Source organism: Klebsiella sp. (genome assembly GCF_027492335.1).
Classification (GTDB): domain Bacteria; phylum Pseudomonadota; class Gammaproteobacteria; order Enterobacterales; family Enterobacteriaceae; genus Klebsiella; species Klebsiella huaxiensis.
This window is the reverse complement of the sequence record NZ_JAPUEW010000100.1, coordinates 23,305-44,876: the sequence shown is the minus strand read 5'-3', so window position 1 is coordinate 44,876 and position 21,572 is coordinate 23,305. Positions and strand designations below refer to the sequence as shown.

Sequence of the window (21,572 nt, the reverse complement as noted above, 5' to 3'; positions counted from 1 at the left end):
GTAGCTTTAAGCTTATTTGTTCAGTTCCGCTGTCATATGCACGCGGTTACCGGTAAATGCTTCGGTAATTTTGTAAGACGACGCGCCAGCAGCCTGGGCCTGAGCGGCGATTTGCGCTTCTGCGCCGTCGATAGTCATAGCGGTAGCGGTCACGGTTTCAGCAGCGAAGGAACCAAAAGAAGCGGACAGAGCGATAACAGCGACAAAAGTTTTGATGCTTTTCATAATATAAACCCTTTAACTTAGTTGTTTGAATAAGGCGCTGTGCCTTGATGTGATAAATAGTAGCCCTCACATCAGCAAACAAAAAGCGGAAGGATTTGTTGTCAACATTCAAAAAAACTGACTTACAATCAACTTGCAATTAACCGCTGCGGATGAGTATAGATAGTGGCCCTACCCGGCTTGCAAAAACCCACCAGCGTCAGGTTGCAGCGCTCGGCAACTTCTACTGCCAGCATCGTAGCGGCAGAAACCGCAAACAGGATTTCCACTCCACACATAGCCGCCTTCTGCACCATTTCATAACTGGCGCGGCTGGAGACTAACGCGGCACCATTGTGCCAGGTATCCCCGAGTTCCGCGCGGCGTCCGAGGAGTTTATCCAGCGCCACATGGCGGCCTACGTCTTCATAGCCGCCCGACAGGTCGCCGGAAGGACTCACCCAGGCCGCAGCATGCGTACAGCCGGTCAGGCGGCCTATCGGCTGGAAATCATTCAGATGTGCCAGCGCGCGATCGAGATTCGCGAGGTCAAACGTCTGGGTAAACGGCAGCGGCTGCACCGGCTTACCGATATCGTTGAGCTGCTCAACGCCGCATACGCCACATCCGGTGCGCCCGGCTAGTGCGCGACGGCGCTCTTTCAATCCCATAAAACGGCGGCTGGACAGCTCAATTTGTACTTCCAGGCCATTGCAAGCCTGTACGACATCCATCGCATAAATTTCACGTCGATTTTCTATAATCCCTTCGGATAAGGAAAATCCCACGGCGAATTGCTGCAAATCCTTCGGCGTCGCCATCATCACGACGTGCGAGATGCCGTTATAGACCAGCGCGACGGGAACTTCTTCGGCCAGATAATCAGCCTGAGCGGCGTCCATACTGGCGCGAGACCAAATAAGACGCGAGTCTGCGCCGACGGGAGAAAGGGATTGAGACATGGTTTTACCTGGAAGTCATAACAATAACGCGGTTATTTCATCACGGATAGAGAGCAGGAGCAAACCCGATGCCGAAAGTGAACTTGCGCGTCATCAACGATGTTTACAAACTCAAAACACATAGCGTTATATAAATTGATATACATCACTCAGCACATTTTAATAACTCAACTTTTTGCGCAAGAATACGCTAAAAACAACATTATCCGCCCTCTCAGTATACATATCGGAAACATTCTCAAAAATTGTGATATTCTAAATAGGGTTATTCCACTGGCTACCTGACAAATATCAATTCCTCAAAAGTGGTACGCATCAGCGGCTGGCGGCCAGAAAAATCATAACTATTGATGAGCAATGTCGAAACAAGGAGCGAACCATGCAGGTCAGCAGAAGGCAGTTCTTTAAGATCTGCGCTGGCGGTATGGCAGGAACCACGGCGGCTGCGCTGGGCTTTGCGCCCGGTTTAGCGCTCGCGGAAACACGGCAGTACAAGTTGCTGCGTACCCGCGAAACCCGTAACACCTGCACTTACTGCTCCGTCGGCTGTGGGCTGTTAATGTACAGCCTCGGCGACGGCGCAAAAAACGCCAAAGCGTCTATCTTCCATATCGAAGGTGACCCGGACCATCCGGTCAACCGTGGTGCGCTCTGCCCTAAAGGGGCCGGTCTGGTGGACTTTATCCACTCTGAAAGCCGCCTGAAATTCCCGGAATATCGCGCACCAGGCTCAGATAAATGGCAGCAAATCAGCTGGGATGAGGCGTTCGATCGCATCGCTAAGCTGATGAAAGAAGACCGCGATGCCAACTATGTTGCACAAAACGCCGAAGGCGTCACCGTAAACCGCTGGCTCTCCACCGGGATGCTGTGCGCTTCCGCTTCAAGTAATGAAACCGGCTATTTAACCCAGAAATTCTCCCGCGCGCTCGGTATGCTCGCGGTCGACAACCAGGCGCGTGTCTGACACGGACCAACGGTAGCAAGTCTTGCTCCAACATTTGGTCGCGGTGCGATGACCAACCACTGGGTCGACATCAAGAACGCCAACCTTATCGTGGTGATGGGCGGCAACGCCGCTGAAGCACACCCGGTAGGATTCCGCTGGGCGATGGAAGCCAAAATTCACAACGGCGCCAAGCTGATTGTGATCGATCCGCGCTTTACGCGTACCGCGTCGGTGGCTGATTTCTATACCCCTATTCGTTCCGGTACTGACATTACCTTCTTGTCAGGCGTCATCCTGTACCTGTTGAACAATGAAAAAATCAACCGTGAATATACCGAAGCCTATACCAACGCCAGCCTGATCGTGCGTGAGGATTATAGCTTTGAAGACGGTCTGTTCAGCGGCTACGACGCCGAAGCCCGCAAGTACGATAAAACATCCTGGAACTATGAGCTGGATGAAAACGGCTTTGCCAAACGCGATACAACGCTGCAACACCCGCGCTGCGTCTGGAACCTGCTGAAGCAGCACGTTTCCCGCTATACGCCGGACGTTGTCGAAAATATCTGTGGGACGCCGAAAGCCGACTTCCTGAAAGTCTGCGAGTACATCGCGGAAACCAGCGCCCATGATAAAACCGCATCGTTCCTCTACGCGCTTGGCTGGACGCAGCACTCCATTGGTTCGCAGAACATCCGCACCATGGCGATGATCCAGCTGCTGCTCGGCAACATGGGGATGGCGGGCGGCGGTGTGAACGCCCTGCGCGGTCACTCCAACATCCAGGGGCTGACCGACCTCGGTTTGCTGTCACAAAGCCTGCCAGGCTATCTGACGCTACCGAACGAAAAACAGGCTGACCTGCAAACTTATCTGACCGCCAACACGCCAAAACCGCTGTTGAAGGACCAGGTCAACTACTGGGGCAACTACCCGAAATTCTTCGTTTCGTTGATGAAGTCCTTCTATGGCGATAAGGCAACAGCGGAAAACAGCTGGGGCTTTGACTGGCTGCCTAAGTGGGACAAAGGGTACGACGTTCTTCAGTACTTCGAGATGATGAAAGAGGGCAAAGTCAATGGCTACATCTGCCAGGGCTTCAACCCTGTCGCCTCATTCCCGAACAAAAACAAGACGATTGCTTCACTGTCCAAACTGAAGTACCTGGTGACCATCGATCCGCTCAATACCGAGACCTCCACCTTCTGGCAAAACCACGGTGAGTCGAATGATGTTGATCCGTCGAAAATCCAGACCGAAGTGTTCCGCCTGCCATCCACCTGCTTTGCCGAAGAGAACGGTTCGATCGTTAACTCCGGGCGCTGGCTGCAGTGGCACTGGAAGGGCGCGGATGCCCCAGGGATTGCCGTAACCGATGGCGAGATCCTGGCAGGTATCTTCCTGCGTCTGCGTAAGATGTATGCCGAACAGAGCGGTGCTAACCCGGAACAGGTGCTGAACATGACCTGGAACTACTCCACACCACATGAACCCGCTTCAGAAGAAGTGGCAATGGAGAATAACGGGAAGGCGCTGGCGGACATTACCGACCCTGCTACTGGCGCGGTTATCGTCAAGAAAGGCCAGCAGCTCAGTTCGTTTGCACAGCTACGTGATGACGGCACCACCGCCAGCGGCTGTTGGATTTTCGCCGGTAGCTGGACGCCGGAAGGCAACCAGATGGCACGACGCGATAACGCCGACCCGTCAGGTCTCGGTAATACACTGGGCTGGGCATGGGCGTGGCCGCTTAACCGTCGCATCCTCTACAACCGTGCTTCTGCTGACCCACAGGGTAATCCGTGGGATCCGAAACGCCAGATCCTGAAATGGGACGGCGCGAAATGGGGTGGGATGGATATTCCGGACTACAGCGCCGCGGCGCCGGGCAGCGATGTCGGGCCGTTTATCATGCAGCCGGAAGGGATGGGACGTCTGTTTGCCCTCGATAAGATGGCGGAAGGCCCGTTCCCGGAACACTACGAGCCGTTTGAAACGCCGTTAGGCACCAACCCGCTGCACCCGAACGTGATCTCTAACCCGGCTGCCCGCATCTTTAAGGGCGACAAAGAAGCTCTGGGTAAAGCAGATAAGTTCCCGTACGTCGGAACCACCTACCGCCTAACCGAGCACTTCCACTACTGGACCAAGCACGCGCTGCTTAACGCCATCGCGCAGCCGGAACAGTTTGTAGAAATCGGTGAAAAGCTTGCAAATAAGCTCGGTATTGCTCACGGCGATACCGTTAAGGTTTCCTCTAACCGCGGTTTTATTAAAGCTAAAGCGGTGGTGACCAAGCGTATTCGCACACTGAAAGCAGACGGTAAGGATATCGATACCATCGGTATTCCGATCCACTGGGGCTACGAAGGCGTGGCGAAGAAAGGGTTTATTGCTAATACCCTGACACCGTCCGTCGGCGATGCGAACTCACAGACACCGGAATTTAAATCCTTCCTCGTGAATGTGGAAAAGGTGTAACGGAGACGACTTATGGCTTATCAATCGCAAGATATTATTCGTCGTTCCGCCACTAACGGTTTCACTCCTGCGCCGCAGGCGCGGAATCATCAGGAAGAGGTGGCGAAGCTTATCGACGTCACCACCTGCATCGGCTGTAAAGCCTGTCAGGTGGCCTGTTCCGAGTGGAACGATATCCGCGACGAAATCGGTAGCAACGTCGGGGTGTACGACAACCCCGCCGACCTGACCGCCAAATCCTGGACGGTGATGCGCTTCTCGGAAGTGGAGCAAAACGACAAACTGGAATGGCTGATCCGCAAGGATGGCTGTATGCACTGCGCCGACCCGGGCTGCCTGAAGGCCTGTCCGGCGGAAGGGGCAATCATTCAGTACGCCAACGGTATCGTCGACTTCCAGTCTGAACAGTGCATTGGCTGCGGCTACTGTATCGCTGGCTGTCCGTTCAACGTGCCGCGCCTGAACCCGGAAGATAACCGCGTTTACAAATGTACGCTGTGCGTTGACCGCGTAACCGTAGGCCAGGAACCGGCCTGCGTGAAAACCTGCCCGACCGGCGCTATCCACTTTGGCTCCAAAGAGGATATGAAGGTACTGGCAGGCGAGCGCGTCTCGGAGCTGAAAACCCGTGGTTACGACAACGCAGGCCTGTACGATCCGGCTGGTGTCGGCGGCACGCACGTGATGTACGTGCTGCACCACGCCGATAAGCCGAATCTGTACCACGGCCTGCCGGAGAACCCAGAAATCAGCGCTACCGTGAAGTTCTGGAAAGGTATCTGGAAACCGCTGGCCGCCGTTGGTTTTGCGGCCACCTTTGCCGCCAGCATCTTCCACTACGTCGGTGTCGGTCCGAACCGCGCGGAAGAGGAAGAAGACAACCTGCATGAAGAGAATGACGAGGTGCGCAAATGAAAAGACGTGACACCATCGTGCGCTATACCGCGCCGGAGCGAATCAACCACTGGGTTACCGCCTTCTGCTTCATTCTGGCGGCGGTGAGCGGGCTGGGGTTCTTTTTCCCATCCTTCAACTGGCTGATGCAAATTATGGGCACTCCGCAGCTGGCGCGTATTCTGCACCCGTTTGTCGGCGTTATCATGTTTGCTTCGTTCATCATTATGTTCTTCCGCTACTGGCACCATAACCTGATCAATCGGGACGATATTTTCTGGGCGAAGAATATTCGCAAGATCGTCGTCAACGAGGAGGTGGGGGATACCGGGCGCTATAACTTCGGCCAGAAATGCGTGTTCTGGGCAGCGATTATCTTCCTGGTATTGCTGCTGGTGAGCGGGGTGATTATCTGGCGTCCGTACTTTGCGCCAGCGTTCTCCATCCCGGTTATCCGTTTCGCGCTGATGCTGCACTCGTTCTCTGCGGTAGCGTTGATTGTGGTTATCATGGTGCATATTTACGCCGCGCTATGGGTGAAAGGTACAATTACCGCCATGGTAGAAGGCTGGGTCACGAAGACGTGGGCGAAGAAGCATCACCCGCGCTGGTACCGTGAAGTGCGCGAAAAACAGGATAAGAGCCAATCGTAAGCGAAAGTGCTTTGTGGTTCTCTGATATGGCGTCGTTTATCGACGCCATTTTTTTAGCGGATAGCATTCAGTTTTGACAACTTTTTGACAACTTTATACAGATAACAGACCAATCGGGGTTCAGATTCCATAAGAATGGATTCGATTCTTTCACAAGGAGACGTATCGTGAATCTAAAGCACCTTTTCGCCGCTCTGACCCTCGGTTTGCTGGCAGCAAACGCGGGTGTATACGCCCAGCAACCAGTCCAGAAAGTGGCCATCAAAGCTGAACTGGCTTCCCCTGTTGTCCTGGAAAATACACAGGATAAAAACTACCTCAAAGTGTCCCTGACGGGGTTTCCTCTTAACGCCGCCAAACGCAGCCCGATTAACCTCGCGCTGGTGATCGACCGTTCCGGCTCAATGAGCGGCGAGCGAATTAAACAAGCCACAGAAGCCGCGGTAATGGCGGTAAATACCTTGAGTTCCCAGGACACGCTCTCGGTGGTGATTTACGACGATGTAGTGGATGTCATTGTCCCCGCAGCTAAGCTCAGCAATAAAGATAAGCTCATCAGCCAGATTCGCGAAAAACTGACCGCCCGCGGCGGTACTGCGCTATTTGCGGGCGTAAGTCGCGGTATCAAAGAGACCAGTAAGTTTCTGGATAAAACCCAGGTTAACCGCATTATTTTGCTCTCCGATGGCCAGGCCAATATTGGTCCATCATCAACCAGCGAATTGGCAGAGTTAGGCAAAATCGCCGCTCGTAAAGGGATTGCCATCACCACGATGGGCATTGGCGAAGGTTACAATGAAGACCTGATGGCGGCGATGGCACAGTACAGCGATGGCAACCACGTTTTTGTACAGAATACCAACGATCTGGAGAAAGCATTTGCCCATGAATTTGGCGATGTAATGTCGGTGGTCGCCCAGGATGTGGTGGTGGAAATCAAGGTCGCTGATAACGTCAAGCCGCTGCGATTACTGGGGCGTGAAGGCGATATCCAGGGCAACTCGGTTAGCGTGAAGCTCAACCAGCTTTACGCCAACCAGGAGAAATATGTCATGCTGGAGCTGCTTCCGGTAAAAGGTAGCTCAGCACAAAGCAAGCCGCTGGCAGATGTGAACGTCCGCTATGACAACCTTGCGACCCGCCAGAAAGAAAGCTGGGATGAAAAAATGGCCATACGCTACACCGCTTCTGCCAGCGAAGTGAAAAAAGCAGTGATAGAAGATGTGGTCGTCGATTCGGCGATTCAGAAGTCAGCTATTCAAAATGAGCAGGCCTTAAAGCTCATCGACGAAGGCAAAATGGATGAAGCAAAGGCGGTCCTGCGTGAAAGCACAAGTCTTATGGGTTCCCTGCAGCTCAGTGCGCCAGCGCCAAAAATGAAAGCGCAAGAAAGTGCAGAAGAAAACCGCCAGTTGCTGCAAAAGCTGGAAACGGAAAGCAAAGAATCTTCTCGTAAATCATTGAAAGAACAGAACTACAGAACCAAAAATCAGAGTTCGAAAGCGAACTAATCCACAAGGAGTGCTGGATGCCCAGAAGCAAGCTGATTTATCTCATCGTCACGCTGATGTTTTTTATCCTGCTGGCTTACCTGGGCATTCGTACTCTGGAGCATGAAGTCTTGCTGCGCCAGTACCAGACGCAAACCCTTGCCAGAGCACAAACCGCCAGCGTGGCAGCGGGTATCGAAAGTCTCCTGCAACAAAAAGCCTCACGTCTGCATGCTATCAGCGATTTTATCGATCCCCAGAATTTCGCCGCTCTCAAGACGCTAAAAGAACATGATAGCGATATTACCGCCGTGTTTACCCTGCGTAAAAACCAGCTACTTTACCCCGATGAACGCCAACCACTAAGTAATGAAGATAAAGAGTGGGTACGCCAGCTAACGCCGTTGGCTAACGACCCCAGTCAGCTTATCAGCCATATTGCCCATAATGAGCAAGAAACGCCGCAGGCGGGATGGTTTATTACCAGTGAAAATCAGGAGCCACTGTTGATTTACTGGCGACAAAAAGGCGATACGGTCATCGGTTTTCGTCTCTCATATGTGCAGCTGATGATGGATATTGCAAATAACGTTCAGGTTAGCCCTGAAGAGCAGCAGATAGTTCGGGTAAGTGAAAGTGGGCGACAGATTTTTCAAAACAAACAGGCAGTTCTGAATCAGCTGTCGCCGCTGGACTCGCGTGCACTGGACTACCCGCTTACCCTGTGGAAAATCAGTGTTTATGGCGTTAAAACCCCGCTTTATCACATTTGGCTATGGGGTAGCGCGCTCATTCTACTGCTGCTGGCGGCTGTCGCTTTATTGGGATATTCGCTGTGGCGGGAATACACTCGTGCCGCTCGCCAGGCGCGTCAACAGGTAGATTTTGTCAGCCAGGTATCGCATGAACTTAAAACTCCGCTGACCAATATCACCCTCTATGCCGAGCTATTGCGCGAAGGACTGGATGACGATCAAACGCAGGAGCTGCGCTACGTGGATGTCATCACTCAGGAGGGCCAGCGGCTATCCCGGCTTATCCAAAATATCCTGACGTTTACACGAACGCCTAAACTACATCTTCAGAAGGTGAATATTTCACGCCTCATCACAGAAATCGTTCACATCTTTACGCCTGCACTTCAGGCAAAGGGGATGACGATTTATCTCTCCTGCCCTGACGAGATCATATTGCAAAGCGATCGCGACGTGATCACGCAAGTTATCAGCAATTTTATTAGTAATGCCGAAAAATATGCAGCGCAGGGTAAACGGGTCGATATCCTGGTGCAAACCACATCTGAACAGGTTGAGATCGCCGTTCGTGATTATGGTCCGGGCATTGCGGAGAAAGAAATGAAGATGATATTTCACCCATTTTATCGGGTTAAATCATCCATTACCGAAGGCGTTTCAGGTACCGGTATTGGGCTGACCATCGCGTCACAGCTGGCCGAACGTCTGCAAGGAAAGATTCAGGTTACCGCCGAAAACCCCGGTGTGCGCTTTACGCTAACATTACCTCAAGGATGAAACATGAAGATACTGATTGCAGAAGATGACGCCAATATTCGCCAGGGGCTGGTTGATGTGCTGTCGCGTGAAGGTTACACGCTGCTTGCAGCCCCTGATGGCCGTGAAGCATTGGCTATCTACCATCGTGAAATGCCGGACTTCGTGCTGCTGGATATCATGATGCCCGAAATGGATGGTTATTCCGTTTGCCGTGAAATTCGCCGCCACAATGAACATATCCCCATTGTATTTCTCTCTGCTAAAGATGAGGAAATCGACCGCGTTGTGGGACTGGAACTGGGTGCGGATGATTACATCAGCAAACCATTTGGCATTCACGAACTGCGGGCGCGAATCAAAACGATCGCCCGCCGCTGCTTAAGCCATAACGATTCACAGCCCAATCTCAGCTTTTCCTTTGGGGATTTAGCGGTTTTTCCCAACGAACTGTGCGCATGGCGTGGCGAACAACGATTAGAACTTTCTCTGCGCGAAGTGCGAATTTTAAGCTGTCTGGAACGCCACAAAAATCAGGTGGTGACTCGAGATATGCTGTTTGACGCTGCATGGGGCTACGATTACATGCCCAACAGCCGCACTCTTGATCAGCATATTTCCCGATTACGCAAGGTGATTGAGCAGGATGCTAATCACCCTCAGCTAATCCGAACGGTGCATGGTCTAGGGTATAGATATCAGGTATCGTAATACACACATTGCGATGTCATGGGTATATCCCGTATGCCGATTGCGGTTATCATTAATGACATTCACCAGAGCGGGCGCGTGATGCCCGCCAAATCACAGAGCGGACACGACCATAGCCGAATCTGCTGAAACCAGGAAGTGACTAAATGAGCATTCGTATCATCCCGCAAGATGAGCTGGAAAAGAGCGAGAAACGCTCGACGGATATGATCCCACCGTTATTATTTCCCCGGCTCAAAAATCTGTATAACCGCCGCGCCGAACGCCTGCGCGAGCTGGCTGAGAATAACCCGCTGGGCGACTACCTGCGCTTCGCCGCGCTGATCGCCCACGCGCAGGAAGTGGTGCTGTACGACCATCCGTTACAGATGGATCTCACTGCGCGTATTAAAGAAGCAAACGACCAGGGCAAACCGCCGCTGGATATTCACGTGCTGCCGCGCGATAAGCACTGGCACAAGCTGCTGCATTCGCTGATTGCCGAGCTGAAGCCCGAGATGAGCGGCCCGGCGCTGGCAGTTATCGAGAATCTGGAAAAATCATCAGAGCAGGAGCTAGAGCTGATGGCAAGCGCGCTGTTTGCCTCTGATTTCGCATCAGTCAGCAGCGATAAAGCCCCGTTTATCTGGGCAGCGCTATCGCTATACTGGGCGCAAATGGCCAGCCTGATCCCCGGTAAAGCCCGCGCGGAATACGGCGAACAGCGCCAGTTCTGCCCGGTGTGCGGTTCAATGCCGGTCTCCAGCATGGTGCAAATTGGTACCACCCAAGGTCTGCGCTACCTGCACTGCAATCTGTGCGAAACCGAGTGGCACGTCGTGCGCGTGAAGTGCAGCAACTGCGAGCAGACACGCGATCTGCATTACTGGTCGCTGGATAACGAGCAGTCGGCCATTAAAGCCGAAAGCTGCGGCGACTGCGGCACCTACCTGAAGATTTTGTATCAGGAAAAAGATCCGAAAGTGGAAGCCGTCGCCGACGACCTCGCCTCACTGGTGCTGGACGCGCGCATGGAACAAGAGGGCTTCGCCCGCAGTTCCATCAACCCGTTCCTGTTCCCGGGTGAAGGGGAGTAAAGCTGGCGTTATATCGGGTGGCATTTGCTGCCCGACTTACAAATGATATGGCGTAGTCACGCCTGGAATCCTGGCAAAATCTTTAGTGTTGCGCGTGACGAGTTCATAACGATGCATTTGTGCCGTCGCCAGGATAATGGCATCCGGCAACGTCATCCCATACTCCTGCCTGATGTTGACACTTCGTTCTGCAATATCCTGTGAGACACCAATGATATTAAAAGCGCTCAGTGCAATGCGCGTACGATGTTCCTGGTGATACTTTTTGGCTCCCACCATCACTTCCATCCAGGAGATAAGGCTAATCGCATTTTGTGGTGAATAAGCCTCCAGTGCCTGTTTCGCTTCAACGCGTCCGCTGAACAGATCAATGAGAATATTGGTATCAAACAGCGCCGGGCCTTTACTCATTGCCACTCCTCACGAAGCTTCCTTTCATATTCAACACCATCTTCCTCGCAGCGTTGCCAAAGCCCCAGCGCATCGGCGATAGTAGTTTCAGCCTGGCCTTGCCTTTCCAGGTACTGTTCTACCGCTTCACGTAACAGTTCTGCTCGCGGAAGATTGCGCTGCTGCTTGAGGTCTTCAAGACGTTTGATAACGTCATCTGATAAATCGAGTAATATTCTGCCCACATCCCTTCCTGCTATCATGCTCATATATACCTCCAGTATATCATTGGCGACTAATTTTCAAACAACATACACCGTGGAAAGGCAGGAAAATAGCCACGCCTGAAATGATTTTCACTTTTGCGAGCCGCTTTCCATAATCCTTCTGCAACCCAAATCCCCCATTTTCTTTTGTTAAGAACCAGGCTATAACACTGTATATCCAAACAGTTTAAGGGAATGAAAATGGCGCTTGAAAAAGGTATTGCAGAGCTGGTTCGGGAGTTTATCGCTGCGGGTCGCCCCTCTTCGCGCGAACAGAATATTGATGACCGGAGAAACGGTTACGTCGCCAGCACCGTGTTAGCCGGGGAACAAGAAGAGCGCGTGCAGGTAGAAGATATCGAACTCGAAGGCATGATTTTTCGCGTAGCCTCTCCCCTGAGTGCTACTGGCGCACTGCCAGCCGTTATCTATTTTCACGGCGGCTGCTTTATCAGCGGCGGCTTCGCTACTCACGACAATCAGCTTCGCCAGCTGGCTTATCGCAGCGGCTGTCGGGTTATCGCCGTGCAATACCGACTGGCACCAGAACATACTTTCCCTGCCGCACATGACGATGCAGAAAAGGGAGCGCTGATAATATATCGTCATGCAGAGCAGTTGGGCATTGACGCTTCGCGTATTACGCTTGCTGGCGACAGCGCCGGGGGACATCTGGCATTAGTGACCGCTCTGCGCCTGAAGACAGCACAGGTCTGGAAACCCGCACTGCTCATTTTGATTTACCCGATGCTGGATGCCACCGGCAGCATGAAGAGCTATCTCGATAACGGTAAAGATTACATCATCACCGAAGATACGCTGCTCAGCGGCTACGAAATGTACCTTTCATCGACGGAACTCCACCATCCGGAAGCCAGCCCACTCTGGCGTAAAGACTTTAGCGGCCTGCCGCCGGTGCATATTCTGACGGCGGAATATGACCCTTTGCGTGATGAAGGCGAAACGCTATATCAGCGCATGGTTGAACAGGGTGTTGACTGTACCTGCCAGCGCTATCTTGGGGTGATTCACGGTTTCTTTCAGTTAGGTGGTGTGAGCCCAGCGGCGCGAAACGCCATGGGGGATATCGCCTGGCGGATCAAATCACCAGGCCAATAGATAAGCACGAGGGAAATCTACTCTTCCTCGTTACCGCCCTCTTCATACGAGCCAAAAGGTTTCGCGGGCAGAACAATGTAGATACCTTCGAAGACAGCGCCCAGTTGATCATCGCCAAACAGTTCAACCTGCAGTTGAACGCGTGCTTTGCGCCCCCGCGCCAGGCGGTCAAGATCGCCGCTTAACGAGCCAAGGTCGGCAACGGCGCTCGGGCGTCCGCTAATTGGCTGGCTGTAACGGATATGGGCATCGGCAAGAATAATCGTCCCGCCAAGGTGCCGTTCGCGCAGCATCAGCCAGATAAGCCCCCAACCGGTTAACGTTGCCTGTGAAAACAAGCTGCCGGCAAACAGCGTGTGGTGCGGATTCTGGTTACCGGCCTCCGGCATGGTGGTGATAAATTTTTGCCCGGTGTACTGCTGAATGCGCACACCCATTTTCTCGCTGAGCGGAATATGCTGATACCAGGCCTGTTGCAACTGAGCGCACCAGTCGCCGCGATGCAAAATATCGTCCAGCGAGGCTATCGGCTTAATCATCAGAAAATGGCGAATCGGCGTGGTGGTCGGCGTGGTAATTTCACCCTGATTAACAAAACCGAGCTTAGCAAAAAACTCTACCGCATCTTCTCGTGCGCTACAGGTCACACGCTTAACGCCTTCCTGTCGAGCTACCGATTCCAGCGTCATCGCCATCAGCGTGCCCAGACCTTTATCCTGCACCGACGGGTGAACGGCCATAAAACGAATAGAGGCTTCATTCTCCGCATTGACATACAGTCGCCCAACGGCAACCAGATTACCCTCTTCATCGACCACCATCTGGTGGTGCGCCATCGCATCCCACGCGTCTCGCTCGGATCCTTTCGGCTGATGCAGCGGTTTACGCAGCATCTCCCAGCGAAACTGATAGTAGCTCTCTAACTCTTCTTCTGTTTGCGGTACACGAAGGTGATACATAGCTGTACTCTCTTTTGTTACCCGCAGCCTGCCCGGAAGCTGGCTCATACCTGCAACCAAAAAGTCACGGGGCCATCATTCACCAGAGAGACCTGCATATCGGCAGCGAATCTTCCGGTCTGTGTATTCATTTCCTGCTGTCGACAGCGCTCGACAAAATACTCATATAGCGCTTCTGCTCTTTCCGGCGCGGCCCCTTTAGAAAAACCAGGGCGCATTCCGCGTTCGGTATCCGCCGCCAGCGTAAACTGAGAGACCACCAACACGCTGCCGCCAGCCTGCTGTACGTTAAGATTCATCTTTCCTTCAGCATCGCTGAAAATACGGTATCCCAGCACGCGCTCGCACAGGCGATTCGCCTTTTGCTCATCGTCTTCTCTCTCGACACCTAACAGCACCAGAAGCCCCGGGCCAATTTCACCCGTCACTTCATCCTCCACGGTAACGCTAGCTCGGGATACGCGTTGAATTAATGCAATCATGATTGTTCTGTTTCTTCTTTTTTCAGTTTGCGGTATTCACCGAGAGTGACAGTAATTTCAGCACCAAGCAAGACGATACACCACGTCCAGTACACCCAAACGAACAAAATGGGTACTACGGCGATCACACCGTAAATCAGCTGATACGACGGAAAAGCGGTGATATATAACGCAAAAGCCTTCTTACCCGCCTCAAAAAGTAGCGCAGCGACCAGCGAACCAATCACTGCATCGCGATTGCGCACCTCCGCCGTTGGCACAATGCTGTAGAGCAGCCAGAATGCCACCCAGGAAAGAATTAGCGGAAAAATGCGCAGTACATCGTCAATAACGCTATTCAGCTCGCTGGCCCAGCGTAACGACAGAAGATAGGAACTGATCGCCAGGCTCGCTCCCGCCAACAACGGCCCCAGCGTGAGGATCATCCAATAGACGGCAAAGGAGTAGGTTTTTGGTCGAGTTCGGGTACTTCGCCAAATGGTATTCAGTGCGCTATCAATGGAATACATCAGCAGCAGCGAGGTTACAATCAGGCCGAAAGCCCCCACGGCGGTCATCCGACTGGAGTTAGCCACAAACTGCTCAATGTAGCCCTGAATCACATCCCCGGTAGCCGGAATAAAATTCGCAAAGATAAAATGACGAATCTGGATGCTGACATCAGAAAACATCGGAAATGCCGCAAACAGCGCGAAAACGACGGCAATAAGCGGCACAAGGGAGAGTAACGACACATAAGCAAGGTTGCCCGCCAGCGTCGTCATGTTATCTTCATCAATACGCCGCCAGAGCAACTTAAGCCAGGAAACCAGCGGCCGCGTACGGCGCGTTGTTTTTTGATGAAGGTTTTTTAGCATAGCTGTTTCGCAAAGTAGTCGGGAATGGTCTCCTTCCCGGTCACCTGAATACTGGTAATCCCTAACCGCTCAGCGCCCGCGATATTTTGGGCGTTATCATCAAAAAAGACCGTATCCTCAGCAGAAAAACCTTCGGATTCGAGGACGCTCTGATAGATCCGCGCCTCAGGTTTGCGCATCCCCATCTCTTGCGAAAGATAAATATGGTCAGCGACGGCGCGTATCTCTGGATATTCATCCGGCCAAAAGGTGGTATGCAGACGGTTAGTATTCGACAGGACCACCACGCGATGCCCTTGCTCACGCAGCTTTTGCATAATGGTGGTCACTTCTGGGCGCAGGGCCACAAATACCGCCTGCCAGCCATGGGCGAACTGCTCGTAGCTAAGCGGCATGCTCATTTCATGGCACATCGCCGCCGCAAAATCTTCATCGCTGATTTCACCGCGTTCATGCTGATGAAACGCCTCACCCATAGCGAAATGCTGCTTCAGCGTTGCGAGCGGGATACGCGTTAAATCACTCCACGTCCCGAGCACACGGTTGAAGTCAATATCGACAATCACATTACCTAAATCAAAGATATAGAGCATGGTCCTCTCCTTTTGTACCGTGGAAAATTAACTGTAGCGGGAAAGGAGAGGTTTTACTATTCATGAGTAAAGGTTGAAGACCCCCAGCACATCTGGAACTGAGGAATAGCTAGCTAGCCCTCTTCCTGGGCAAGAATAATTTCTGTCTGATTTTCATCCAGCCACGATTTTAACCCGCCTGACGGGTACTCATCGGTAAACAACGCTGTCACCTGCGCGACGTTACCGATCTCCACGGCAGCAGAAGCGTGATATTTAGTATGATCGGCGGCGAGGAGAATTTGCCTCGAGTGCGCCATCATCGTTTTCACCACGCTGGCTTCGTTGACATCAAACTCCAGCAGTGCACCATCGCTTTCAATGGCCCCGACGCTTGTCACCAGATAATCAGCCCGAAAGTCAGCCACAAACGCCGTCGCGGAAGGGCCGATGATACCGCTATTGTGTGGACGCAGCGTACCGCCGGGCACCATGACCTCGAAGCGTGGGTTGTTATAAAGAATATGCGCCACCCGCAGGCTGTTGGTGATGATGCGCAAATGGTTATGGTTTAACAGCGCCCGCGCCACCTGCTCAACGGTGGTGCCGATGGTAATAAACACCGTTGAACCATCCGGAATATAGTCAGCCACCGCTTCCGCGATGGCTTTTTTCTCTTCCGTCCAGGAGACTTCACGCTGTTCGAACGCCATATTGACCACGCTCGACGCTCTGCCCGCCCCGCCGTGGTGACGCGTAATTAATCCCTGTTCGCTTAGTTTACGAATATCACGGCGCACGGTCTGCGTGGAAACATCCAGCAGGCTGGCCAGCTCGTCAATATTCATATAACCGCGCTCGCTAATCAGCATAAGCAACTGATCGTGCCGCGGGTTACCGGTCAGTTCGGTAAGACTCATGAAATTTCCTCGAAAAACCATTGCCCTGGCATTTTATACAAAAAGTGACAGAAAAGATCGGGTTTGATCACAGTCAGGGATACCCGCACGCCCTCCCGGGCGCGTACACTTCAGTGCCGCAACCCCACTGGCAAACTTGACGGCATCTTCCTGGGCGCAGCCAGAAGCCAGACTGAAGGCCAGCGCACCATGGAAAACATCTCCTGCACCGGTAGTATCAACCACATCCACGGCAAATCCAGGTTGATGCTGTAACACATTATTTTTTATCCAGTCACAGCCTTCCCCGCCTCGCGTCACATAAACATGTCCATTTGTGAGCGCTTGTGCTTTTTTCAGACCAGCCTCCGATTCTTCTATCCCGGTCAGACGCGACAGACCCGGTTCAGAGAAAGCAGCATGATCGCTTAACACCACCAGCTCGCTAATGTCCTGCGGCGTAACATCACCATCCAGCACGGTGATCACTCCAGCCCGACGCGCGAGGGTAAATGCCTGCTTTGCCCCTTCGTGCCAGCGAACATCTGCCAGCACCACGTCCCACTGGGAAAAATCAATCGCATTCAACCAGTCGGCATCCGGCAGTAAATCCGGACTAGGGTAGTTGACGATAATCCGCTCCCCTTTCGCATCAACCATTATTGCCGATTGTGAAGAGTTCGCTCCCGTATAGCGCCGGGTGTAGCGAGTATTTACCCCCAGGGACTCCAGCTCCGCCAGCAGACTGTTTCCGGTGTCGTCATCGCCAACCCGACCAATAAAGTCCACCTGCGCGCCCAGTTTCGCCGCCGCCACAGCCGCTGTTGCGGCAGGTCCGCCGCCCACTTCCGTATAGCGCTTCGCCACATACTTCCCTCCTTCAAACGGTAAACCTTCTACGTAATAGATGCGATCCATCACGGTAATACCCACACAAGCAACGCGAATCATGGTCATTCCTTAAACGTTTCGAGATGGGATCATTTTAATTTCACAAAATGTTTAAAAAGTGACGGCTGTCAATTTTTTGACTATAAATTACAAATACGATCAAAAACAGACAATAAACACTCATTTTAAATGACAAAAAATGACACCACGTCTCAGGAGAACGTTATGGCAGCTATAGCATTTATCGGATTGGGTCAAATGGGTTCACCCATGGCGAGCAACCTGTTGAAGCAGGGCCATCAGCTCAGCGTCTTTGACGTTAACCCGAATGCCATGCAGCAACTGGTGGAAAAAGGGGCGCGTCCTGCCACCAGTCCAGCAGAGGCAGCGAAAGAGGCAGAGTTTGTCATCACGATGCTGCCAAACGGCGATTTGGTACGCAGCGTTTTATTCGGTGAATCAGGCGTCTGCGAAACCCTTTCCCCACAAGCGCTGGTGATTGATATGTCGACTATTCACCCGCTGCAAACCGACAAACTGATTACCGATATGCGCGCCAAAGGCTTCGACATGATGGATTGCCCGGTCGGGCGCACTTCAGATCACGCCGTCGCGGGGACATTGCTGCTGCTGGCGGGTGGCACGGCAGAGCAGGTCGAACGCGCAACGCCGGTACTGATGGCTATGGGTAACGAGCAGGTCAACGCAGGCGGTCCGGGTATGGGGATCCGCGTGAAGCTTATCAATAACTACATGAGTATTGCGCTGAATGCGCTGTCCGCCGAAGCCGCCGTGCTGTGCGAAGCGCTCGACCTCTCCTTCGATGTGGCCTTAAAAGTGATGAGCGGAACGCCTGCCGGAAAAGGTCATTTCACCACCTCCTGGCCAAACAAAGTGCTGAAAGGCGATCTCTCTCCGGCCTTCATGATCGATCTGGCCCACAAAGATCTTGGCATCGCGCTGGATGTTGCCAATCAACTGCATGTGCCGATGCCGCTCGGTGCCGCCTCCCGTGAAGTTTATAACCAGGCGCGCGCTGCAGGTCGTGGTCGGGAAGACTGGAGCGCCATTCTTGAGCAGGTTCGCGCATCTGCCGGACTGAACAATCAACATTGATAAGTAAAAGGACTGAACAATGACGAAGTACACCCTGAAAGATATCACCCGAGCTTCCGGCGGTTTTGCCATGCTGGCCGTCGATCAACGAGAAGCCATGCGCTTAATGTTTGCCGCTGCGGGTGCACAACTCCCGGTCAGCGACAGCGTGTTGACCGATTTCAAAGTGAATGCGGCGAAGATTCTTTCTCCTTATGCCTCGGCCATTCTGGTCGATCAGCAATTCTGTTACCGCCAGGTGGTGGAGCAAAACGCGGTATCCAAAAGCTGCGCCATGATTGTGGCCGCCGACGAGTTTATTCCCGGCAACGGAATCCCCGTTGATAGCGTGGTGATTGATAAAAATATCGATCCACAGGCCGTGAAGCAGGACGGTGCCAAAGCATTAAAACTGCTGGTGCTGTGGCGCAGCGATGAAGATGCCCAGCAGCGTCTGGATATGGTGAAAGAGTTCAACGAGCTATGCCACTCCAGCGGCCTGCTGAGCATTATCGAGCCAGTCGTTCGCCCGCCGCGTCGTGGCGATAAGTTCGATCGCGAGCAGGCCATTATCGATGCCGCGAAAGAGTTGGGCGACAGCGGCGCCGATCTCTACAAGGTCGAAATGCCGCTCTACGGCAAAGGTTCTGCGCAGGAGCTACTCACCGCCTCCCAACGTCTGAATGAAAACATCAACATGCCGTGGGTCATTCTCTCCTCAGGTGTCGATGAAAAACTGTTTCCTCGCGCGGTCAGCGTTGCAATGACCGCTGGTGCATCAGGCTTCCTGGCCGGGCGTGCGGTCTGGTCATCGGTCGTGGGGCTGCCAGATACCGAACTGATGCTGCGCGATGTTTCTGCACCGAAGTTGCAGCGTCTGGGCGATATCGTCGATGAAATGATGGCTCGTCGCCGTTAATACGAGGATCGAAGAATGAAATGGTTTAACACCTTGAGCCACAACCGCTGGCTGGAGCAGGAAACCGACCGCATCTTTAACTTTGGCAAGAACGCGGCGGTACCGACTGGATTTGGCTGGCTGGGAAATAGTGGTCAGGTCAGAACGGATATGGGAACGCATCTGTGGATCACCGCCCGTATGCTGCATGTCTACTCCGTTGCCGCATCCATGGGCCGCCCCGGTGCGTTTCAGTTAGTCAGTCACGGGATCAACGCTCTGAACGGCGCGCTGCGCGATAAACGCTACGGCGGCTGGTACGCCTGCGTCAATGACGAAGGCGTGATGGATGCCTCCAAGCAGGGCTATCAGCATTTCTTTGTGTTGCTTGGCGCGGCAAGCGCGGTCACGACCGGTCATCCACAGGCCAGGCAACTGCTCGATGACGCCATCGAAGTGATTGAAAAATACTTCTGGAGTGAAGATGAGCAGATGTGCCTGGAGTCCTGGGACGAAGCCTTCAGCCAGACGGAAGATTATCGCGGCGGCAACGCCAACATGCACGCAGTTGAAGCCTTCCTGATCGTTTACGACGTCACTCATGATCGTAAATGGCTGGATCGGGCGCTACGCATCGCGTCGGTGATTATTCACGATGTGGCCCGCAGCGGTGAGTATCGCGTTAACGAGCACTTCGATTCGCAGTGGAATCCAATTCGCGATTACAACAAAGATAACCCAGCGCATCGCTTCCGTGCCTACGGCGGCACTCCGGGCCACTGGATCGAGTGGGGCAGATTGATGCTGCATCTGCACGCCGCGCTGGAAGCTCGCTTCGAAACGCCACCAGCCTGGCTGCTGGAAGATGCTAAAGGTCTGTTCCACGCCACCATCCGCGATGCCTGGGCACCGGACGGCGCGGACGGTTTTGTCTACTCGGTGGACTGGGACGGTAAACCGATCGTTCGCGAAAGAGTGCGCTGGCCGATCGTCGAAGCGATGGGCACCGCCTATGCCCTGTACACCCTCACCGGCGACAGCCAGTACGAAACCTGGTACCAGACGTGGTGGGATTACTGCATCACTTATCTGATGGACTACGAGACCGGTTCATGGTGGCAGGAGCTGGATACCGATAACAAGGTGACCACCAAAGTCTGGGACGGCAAGCAGGATATTTACCATCTGCTGCACTGCCTGGTGATCCCACGCCTGCCCCTGGCTCCTGGGCTGGCTCCAGCGGTTGCTGCTGGTCTTCTGGATATCAACGCAAAATAGGTCATAAGGATAGCAGCCATGCATAGCGGTGGAAAAACTATTCAACTTCAGGCCGGGCACTACCAGGCAAAAATCGTGACGGTTGGAGCAGGGCTGGCGGAGTTGACGCACCATGGGCGTCACGTTGTTATTCCGCACAAGCCTGAAGAGATGCCGCTGGCACATCTGGGGAAAGTATTAGTTCCCTGGCCAAACCGCGTGGCAAACGGCTGCTATCAGCATAACGGCAAGACCTTCCAGCTTGCCGTTAACGACTCGGTTTCGCATACCGCTATTCATGGATTGCTGGCCTGGCGGGACTGGCAGATTAACCAGCACTCGGCATCGGAAGCGTCGCTGATGATTTTTCTGCCGCCTTCTTACGGCTATCCCTTTTCGCTGCTTGTCGAAGTCATATACCGCCTTGACGCCATAGGCGGTCTGCATGTTTCTATCAGCACGCTCAATATCGGCGATCAACCAGCCCCTTACGGTTCCGGCGCGCATCCCTATTTAACCTGCGATCTTGAGAAAATAGATAGCTGTACGCTAACCCTTCCGGCAAACGAGGTATTGGGCATTGATCCCCAGGAATTGCATCGCGTTGAGCACACAGAACTAAATTTCACCACGCCACGCCCTATCGCGGCGACGCAGATCGATCACACCTTTAAAACGACAGCGCCGGACGATGAGTGGGAAGTCAGGATGTTCAGCGCAGCAAAAAAAATGACTACGTACTTACGTTGCGATCAGCCATGGCTGCAGGTTTACAGCGGCGAGAAATTAAATCGTCTGGGACTTGCCGTAGAACCCATGACCTGCCCGCCTGATGCCTTTAATTCCGGAATTGGCCTTATTTCTCTTGCCCCAGGCGAGATGCACCGGATGCGCTTTTTGATCGGCGCTGAATAGTCCCATTCCGACGCAAAAATTACCGAATTACCCTATATCTA

The 21,572-nt window shown here is 53.2% G+C and carries 22 protein-coding genes; 12 read left to right on the top strand and 10 right to left on the bottom strand.

Features of this window, described 5'->3' with window-relative positions; genetic code table 11:
• Positions 1-12 precede the first annotated feature (12 nt).
• Both QVF11_RS28175 and fdhD read right to left on the bottom strand, forming a co-directional pair.
• On the bottom strand, positions 13-225 hold the full coding sequence (locus QVF11_RS28175; RefSeq protein WP_287861124.1) for a YdgH/BhsA/McbA-like domain containing protein: 213 nt from the start codon (positions 223-225) through the stop codon (positions 13-15).
• A gap of 128 nt (positions 226-353) precedes the next feature.
• On the bottom strand, positions 354-1,106 hold the full coding sequence (fdhD, locus tag QVF11_RS28170) for a formate dehydrogenase accessory sulfurtransferase FdhD (protein WP_287861251.1): 753 nt from the start codon (positions 1,104-1,106) through the stop codon (positions 354-356).
• Positions 1,107-1,545: 439 nt separating this feature from the next.
• Here fdhD and fdnG point away from each other — a divergent pair, with 439 nt between their 5' ends.
• From fdnG to fdhE, 7 genes are all read left to right on the top strand, one after another.
• Positions 1,546-4,596, top strand: a complete 3,051-nt coding sequence (gene fdnG, locus QVF11_RS28165; RefSeq protein ID WP_287861122.1) for a formate dehydrogenase-N subunit alpha — start codon at positions 1,546-1,548, stop codon at positions 4,594-4,596.
• 12 nt (positions 4,597-4,608) lie between these two features.
• Positions 4,609-5,511 (top strand): formate dehydrogenase subunit beta, encoded by a 903-nt coding sequence (gene fdxH / locus QVF11_RS28160; RefSeq protein WP_112216883.1) that lies wholly within the window; start codon positions 4,609-4,611, stop codon positions 5,509-5,511.
• Positions 5,508-6,143 carry a formate dehydrogenase cytochrome b556 subunit gene (gene fdoI / locus QVF11_RS28155; RefSeq protein WP_112216884.1) on the top strand — a complete coding sequence of 212 codons (636 nt, stop codon included), beginning with the start codon at positions 5,508-5,510 and terminating at the stop codon, positions 6,141-6,143. Before fdxH ends, fdoI begins: the two co-directional genes overlap by 4 nt.
• A 167-nt stretch (positions 6,144-6,310) precedes the next feature.
• Positions 6,311-7,654, top strand: coding sequence for a vWA domain-containing protein (locus tag QVF11_RS28150; RefSeq protein ID WP_142512732.1), 1,344 nt, complete (start codon positions 6,311-6,313; stop codon positions 7,652-7,654).
• Positions 7,655-7,671: 17 nt separating this feature from the next.
• Positions 7,672-9,165: a sensor histidine kinase gene (locus tag QVF11_RS28145; RefSeq protein WP_112216886.1), complete on the top strand. Its 1,494-nt coding sequence runs from the start codon at positions 7,672-7,674 to the stop codon at positions 9,163-9,165.
• A gap of 3 nt (positions 9,166-9,168) precedes the next feature.
• Positions 9,169-9,855 carry a response regulator transcription factor gene (locus tag QVF11_RS28140; protein WP_112216887.1) on the top strand — a complete coding sequence of 229 codons (687 nt, stop codon included), beginning with the start codon at positions 9,169-9,171 and terminating at the stop codon, positions 9,853-9,855.
• Between the two features lie 146 nt (positions 9,856-10,001).
• Positions 10,002-10,931 carry a formate dehydrogenase accessory protein FdhE gene (fdhE, locus tag QVF11_RS28135; RefSeq protein WP_181484268.1) on the top strand — a complete coding sequence of 310 codons (930 nt, stop codon included), beginning with the start codon at positions 10,002-10,004 and terminating at the stop codon, positions 10,929-10,931.
• Positions 10,932-10,967: 36 nt separating this feature from the next.
• Here fdhE and QVF11_RS28130 read toward each other — a convergent pair whose 3' ends face one another.
• The gene (locus QVF11_RS28130) at positions 10,968-11,342 is read right to left on the bottom strand and encodes a type II toxin-antitoxin system VapC family toxin (RefSeq protein WP_287861117.1); all 375 of its coding nucleotides are present in this window, start codon (positions 11,340-11,342) and stop codon (positions 10,968-10,970) included.
• Positions 11,339-11,584: a ribbon-helix-helix domain-containing protein gene (locus tag QVF11_RS28125; protein WP_287861249.1), complete on the bottom strand. Its 246-nt coding sequence runs from the start codon at positions 11,582-11,584 to the stop codon at positions 11,339-11,341. Before QVF11_RS28125 ends, QVF11_RS28130 begins: the two co-directional genes overlap by 4 nt.
• 204 nt (positions 11,585-11,788) lie before the next feature.
• Here QVF11_RS28125 and QVF11_RS28120 point away from each other — a divergent pair, with 204 nt between their 5' ends.
• Positions 11,789-12,706, top strand: coding sequence for an alpha/beta hydrolase (locus QVF11_RS28120; protein WP_287861115.1), 918 nt, complete (start codon positions 11,789-11,791; stop codon positions 12,704-12,706).
• Between the two features lie 17 nt (positions 12,707-12,723).
• Here the strand turns inward: QVF11_RS28120 and fabY are convergent, their stop codons facing one another.
• The 6 genes from fabY to QVF11_RS28090 form a co-directional block, all read right to left on the bottom strand.
• Positions 12,724-13,665, bottom strand: a complete 942-nt coding sequence (gene fabY, locus QVF11_RS28115; protein WP_167492841.1) for a fatty acid biosynthesis protein FabY — start codon at positions 13,663-13,665, stop codon at positions 12,724-12,726.
• Positions 13,666-13,709: 44 nt separating this feature from the next.
• Positions 13,710-14,147, bottom strand: a complete 438-nt coding sequence (dtd, locus tag QVF11_RS28110) for a D-aminoacyl-tRNA deacylase (RefSeq protein WP_112216893.1) — start codon at positions 14,145-14,147, stop codon at positions 13,710-13,712.
• The gene (locus tag QVF11_RS28105; RefSeq protein ID WP_112216894.1) at positions 14,144-15,004 is read right to left on the bottom strand and encodes a virulence factor BrkB family protein; all 861 of its coding nucleotides are present in this window, start codon (positions 15,002-15,004) and stop codon (positions 14,144-14,146) included. The genes dtd and QVF11_RS28105 overlap by 4 nt, the downstream gene beginning before the upstream one ends.
• The gene (yihX, locus tag QVF11_RS28100; RefSeq protein WP_112216895.1) at positions 14,998-15,597 is read right to left on the bottom strand and encodes a glucose-1-phosphatase; all 600 of its coding nucleotides are present in this window, start codon (positions 15,595-15,597) and stop codon (positions 14,998-15,000) included. Before yihX ends, QVF11_RS28105 begins: the two co-directional genes overlap by 7 nt.
• A gap of 113 nt (positions 15,598-15,710) precedes the next feature.
• Positions 15,711-16,496, bottom strand: a complete 786-nt coding sequence (locus QVF11_RS28095) for a DeoR/GlpR family DNA-binding transcription regulator (protein WP_112216896.1) — start codon at positions 16,494-16,496, stop codon at positions 15,711-15,713.
• A 33-nt stretch (positions 16,497-16,529) separates the two neighbouring features.
• Entirely contained in the window at positions 16,530-17,426 is an 897-nt protein-coding gene (locus QVF11_RS28090; RefSeq protein ID WP_287861111.1) for a sugar kinase, read from the bottom strand.
• Between the two features lie 165 nt (positions 17,427-17,591).
• Between QVF11_RS28090 and yihU the strand changes: the two genes are divergently transcribed.
• Genes yihU through QVF11_RS28070 form a run of 4 tightly spaced genes read left to right on the top strand, consistent with a single transcriptional unit; the run spans position 17,592 to position 21,531 of the window.
• A complete protein-coding gene (yihU, locus tag QVF11_RS28085; RefSeq protein WP_287861109.1) occupies positions 17,592-18,482 on the top strand; it encodes a sulfolactaldehyde 3-reductase in 891 nt (296 codons plus the stop codon).
• A gap of 19 nt (positions 18,483-18,501) precedes the next feature.
• Positions 18,502-19,380 (top strand): sulfofructosephosphate aldolase, encoded by an 879-nt coding sequence (gene yihT / locus QVF11_RS28080; protein WP_287861107.1) that lies wholly within the window; start codon positions 18,502-18,504, stop codon positions 19,378-19,380.
• A gap of 15 nt (positions 19,381-19,395) precedes the next feature.
• Positions 19,396-20,637, top strand: coding sequence for a sulfoquinovose isomerase (yihS, locus tag QVF11_RS28075; RefSeq protein ID WP_112216900.1), 1,242 nt, complete (start codon positions 19,396-19,398; stop codon positions 20,635-20,637).
• A gap of 3 nt (positions 20,638-20,640) precedes the next feature.
• Positions 20,641-21,531: an aldose-1-epimerase gene (locus tag QVF11_RS28070; protein WP_462661520.1), complete on the top strand. Its 891-nt coding sequence runs from the start codon at positions 20,641-20,643 to the stop codon at positions 21,529-21,531.
• Positions 21,532-21,572 lie beyond the last annotated feature (41 nt).

Bases quoted from the DNA above. Each gene is read 5' to 3' on its own strand.
- QVF11_RS28175 (WP_287861124.1), bottom strand. From the start codon at position 225: ATGAAAAGCATCAAAACTTTTGTCGCTGTTATCGCTCTGTCCGCTTCT.
- fdhD (WP_287861251.1), bottom strand. From the start codon at position 1,106: ATGGACGCCGCTCAGGCTGATTATCTGGCCGAAGAAGTTCCCGTCGCG.
- fdxH (WP_112216883.1), top strand. From the start codon at position 4,609: ATGGCTTATCAATCGCAAGATATTATTCGTCGTTCCGCCACTAACGGT.
- fdoI (WP_112216884.1), top strand. From the start codon at position 5,508: ATGAAAAGACGTGACACCATCGTGCGCTATACCGCGCCGGAGCGAATC.
- QVF11_RS28145 (WP_112216886.1), top strand. From the start codon at position 7,672: ATGCCCAGAAGCAAGCTGATTTATCTCATCGTCACGCTGATGTTTTTT.
- QVF11_RS28140 (WP_112216887.1), top strand. From the start codon at position 9,169: ATGAAGATACTGATTGCAGAAGATGACGCCAATATTCGCCAGGGGCTG.
- fdhE (WP_181484268.1), top strand. From the start codon at position 10,002: ATGAGCATTCGTATCATCCCGCAAGATGAGCTGGAAAAGAGCGAGAAA.
- QVF11_RS28130 (WP_287861117.1), bottom strand. From the start codon at position 11,342: ATGAGTAAAGGCCCGGCGCTGTTTGATACCAATATTCTCATTGATCTG.
- QVF11_RS28125 (WP_287861249.1), bottom strand. From the start codon at position 11,584: ATGATAGCAGGAAGGGATGTGGGCAGAATATTACTCGATTTATCAGAT.
- QVF11_RS28120 (WP_287861115.1), top strand. From the start codon at position 11,789: ATGGCGCTTGAAAAAGGTATTGCAGAGCTGGTTCGGGAGTTTATCGCT.
- fabY (WP_167492841.1), bottom strand. From the start codon at position 13,665: ATGTATCACCTTCGTGTACCGCAAACAGAAGAAGAGTTAGAGAGCTAC.
- dtd (WP_112216893.1), bottom strand. From the start codon at position 14,147: ATGATTGCATTAATTCAACGCGTATCCCGAGCTAGCGTTACCGTGGAG.
- QVF11_RS28105 (WP_112216894.1), bottom strand. From the start codon at position 15,004: ATGCTAAAAAACCTTCATCAAAAAACAACGCGCCGTACGCGGCCGCTG.
- yihX (WP_112216895.1), bottom strand. From the start codon at position 15,597: ATGCTCTATATCTTTGATTTAGGTAATGTGATTGTCGATATTGACTTC.
- QVF11_RS28095 (WP_112216896.1), bottom strand. From the start codon at position 16,496: ATGAGTCTTACCGAACTGACCGGTAACCCGCGGCACGATCAGTTGCTT.
- QVF11_RS28090 (WP_287861111.1), bottom strand. From the start codon at position 17,426: ATGATTCGCGTTGCTTGTGTGGGTATTACCGTGATGGATCGCATCTAT.
- yihU (WP_287861109.1), top strand. From the start codon at position 17,592: ATGGCAGCTATAGCATTTATCGGATTGGGTCAAATGGGTTCACCCATG.
- yihT (WP_287861107.1), top strand. From the start codon at position 18,502: ATGACGAAGTACACCCTGAAAGATATCACCCGAGCTTCCGGCGGTTTT.
- yihS (WP_112216900.1), top strand. From the start codon at position 19,396: ATGAAATGGTTTAACACCTTGAGCCACAACCGCTGGCTGGAGCAGGAA.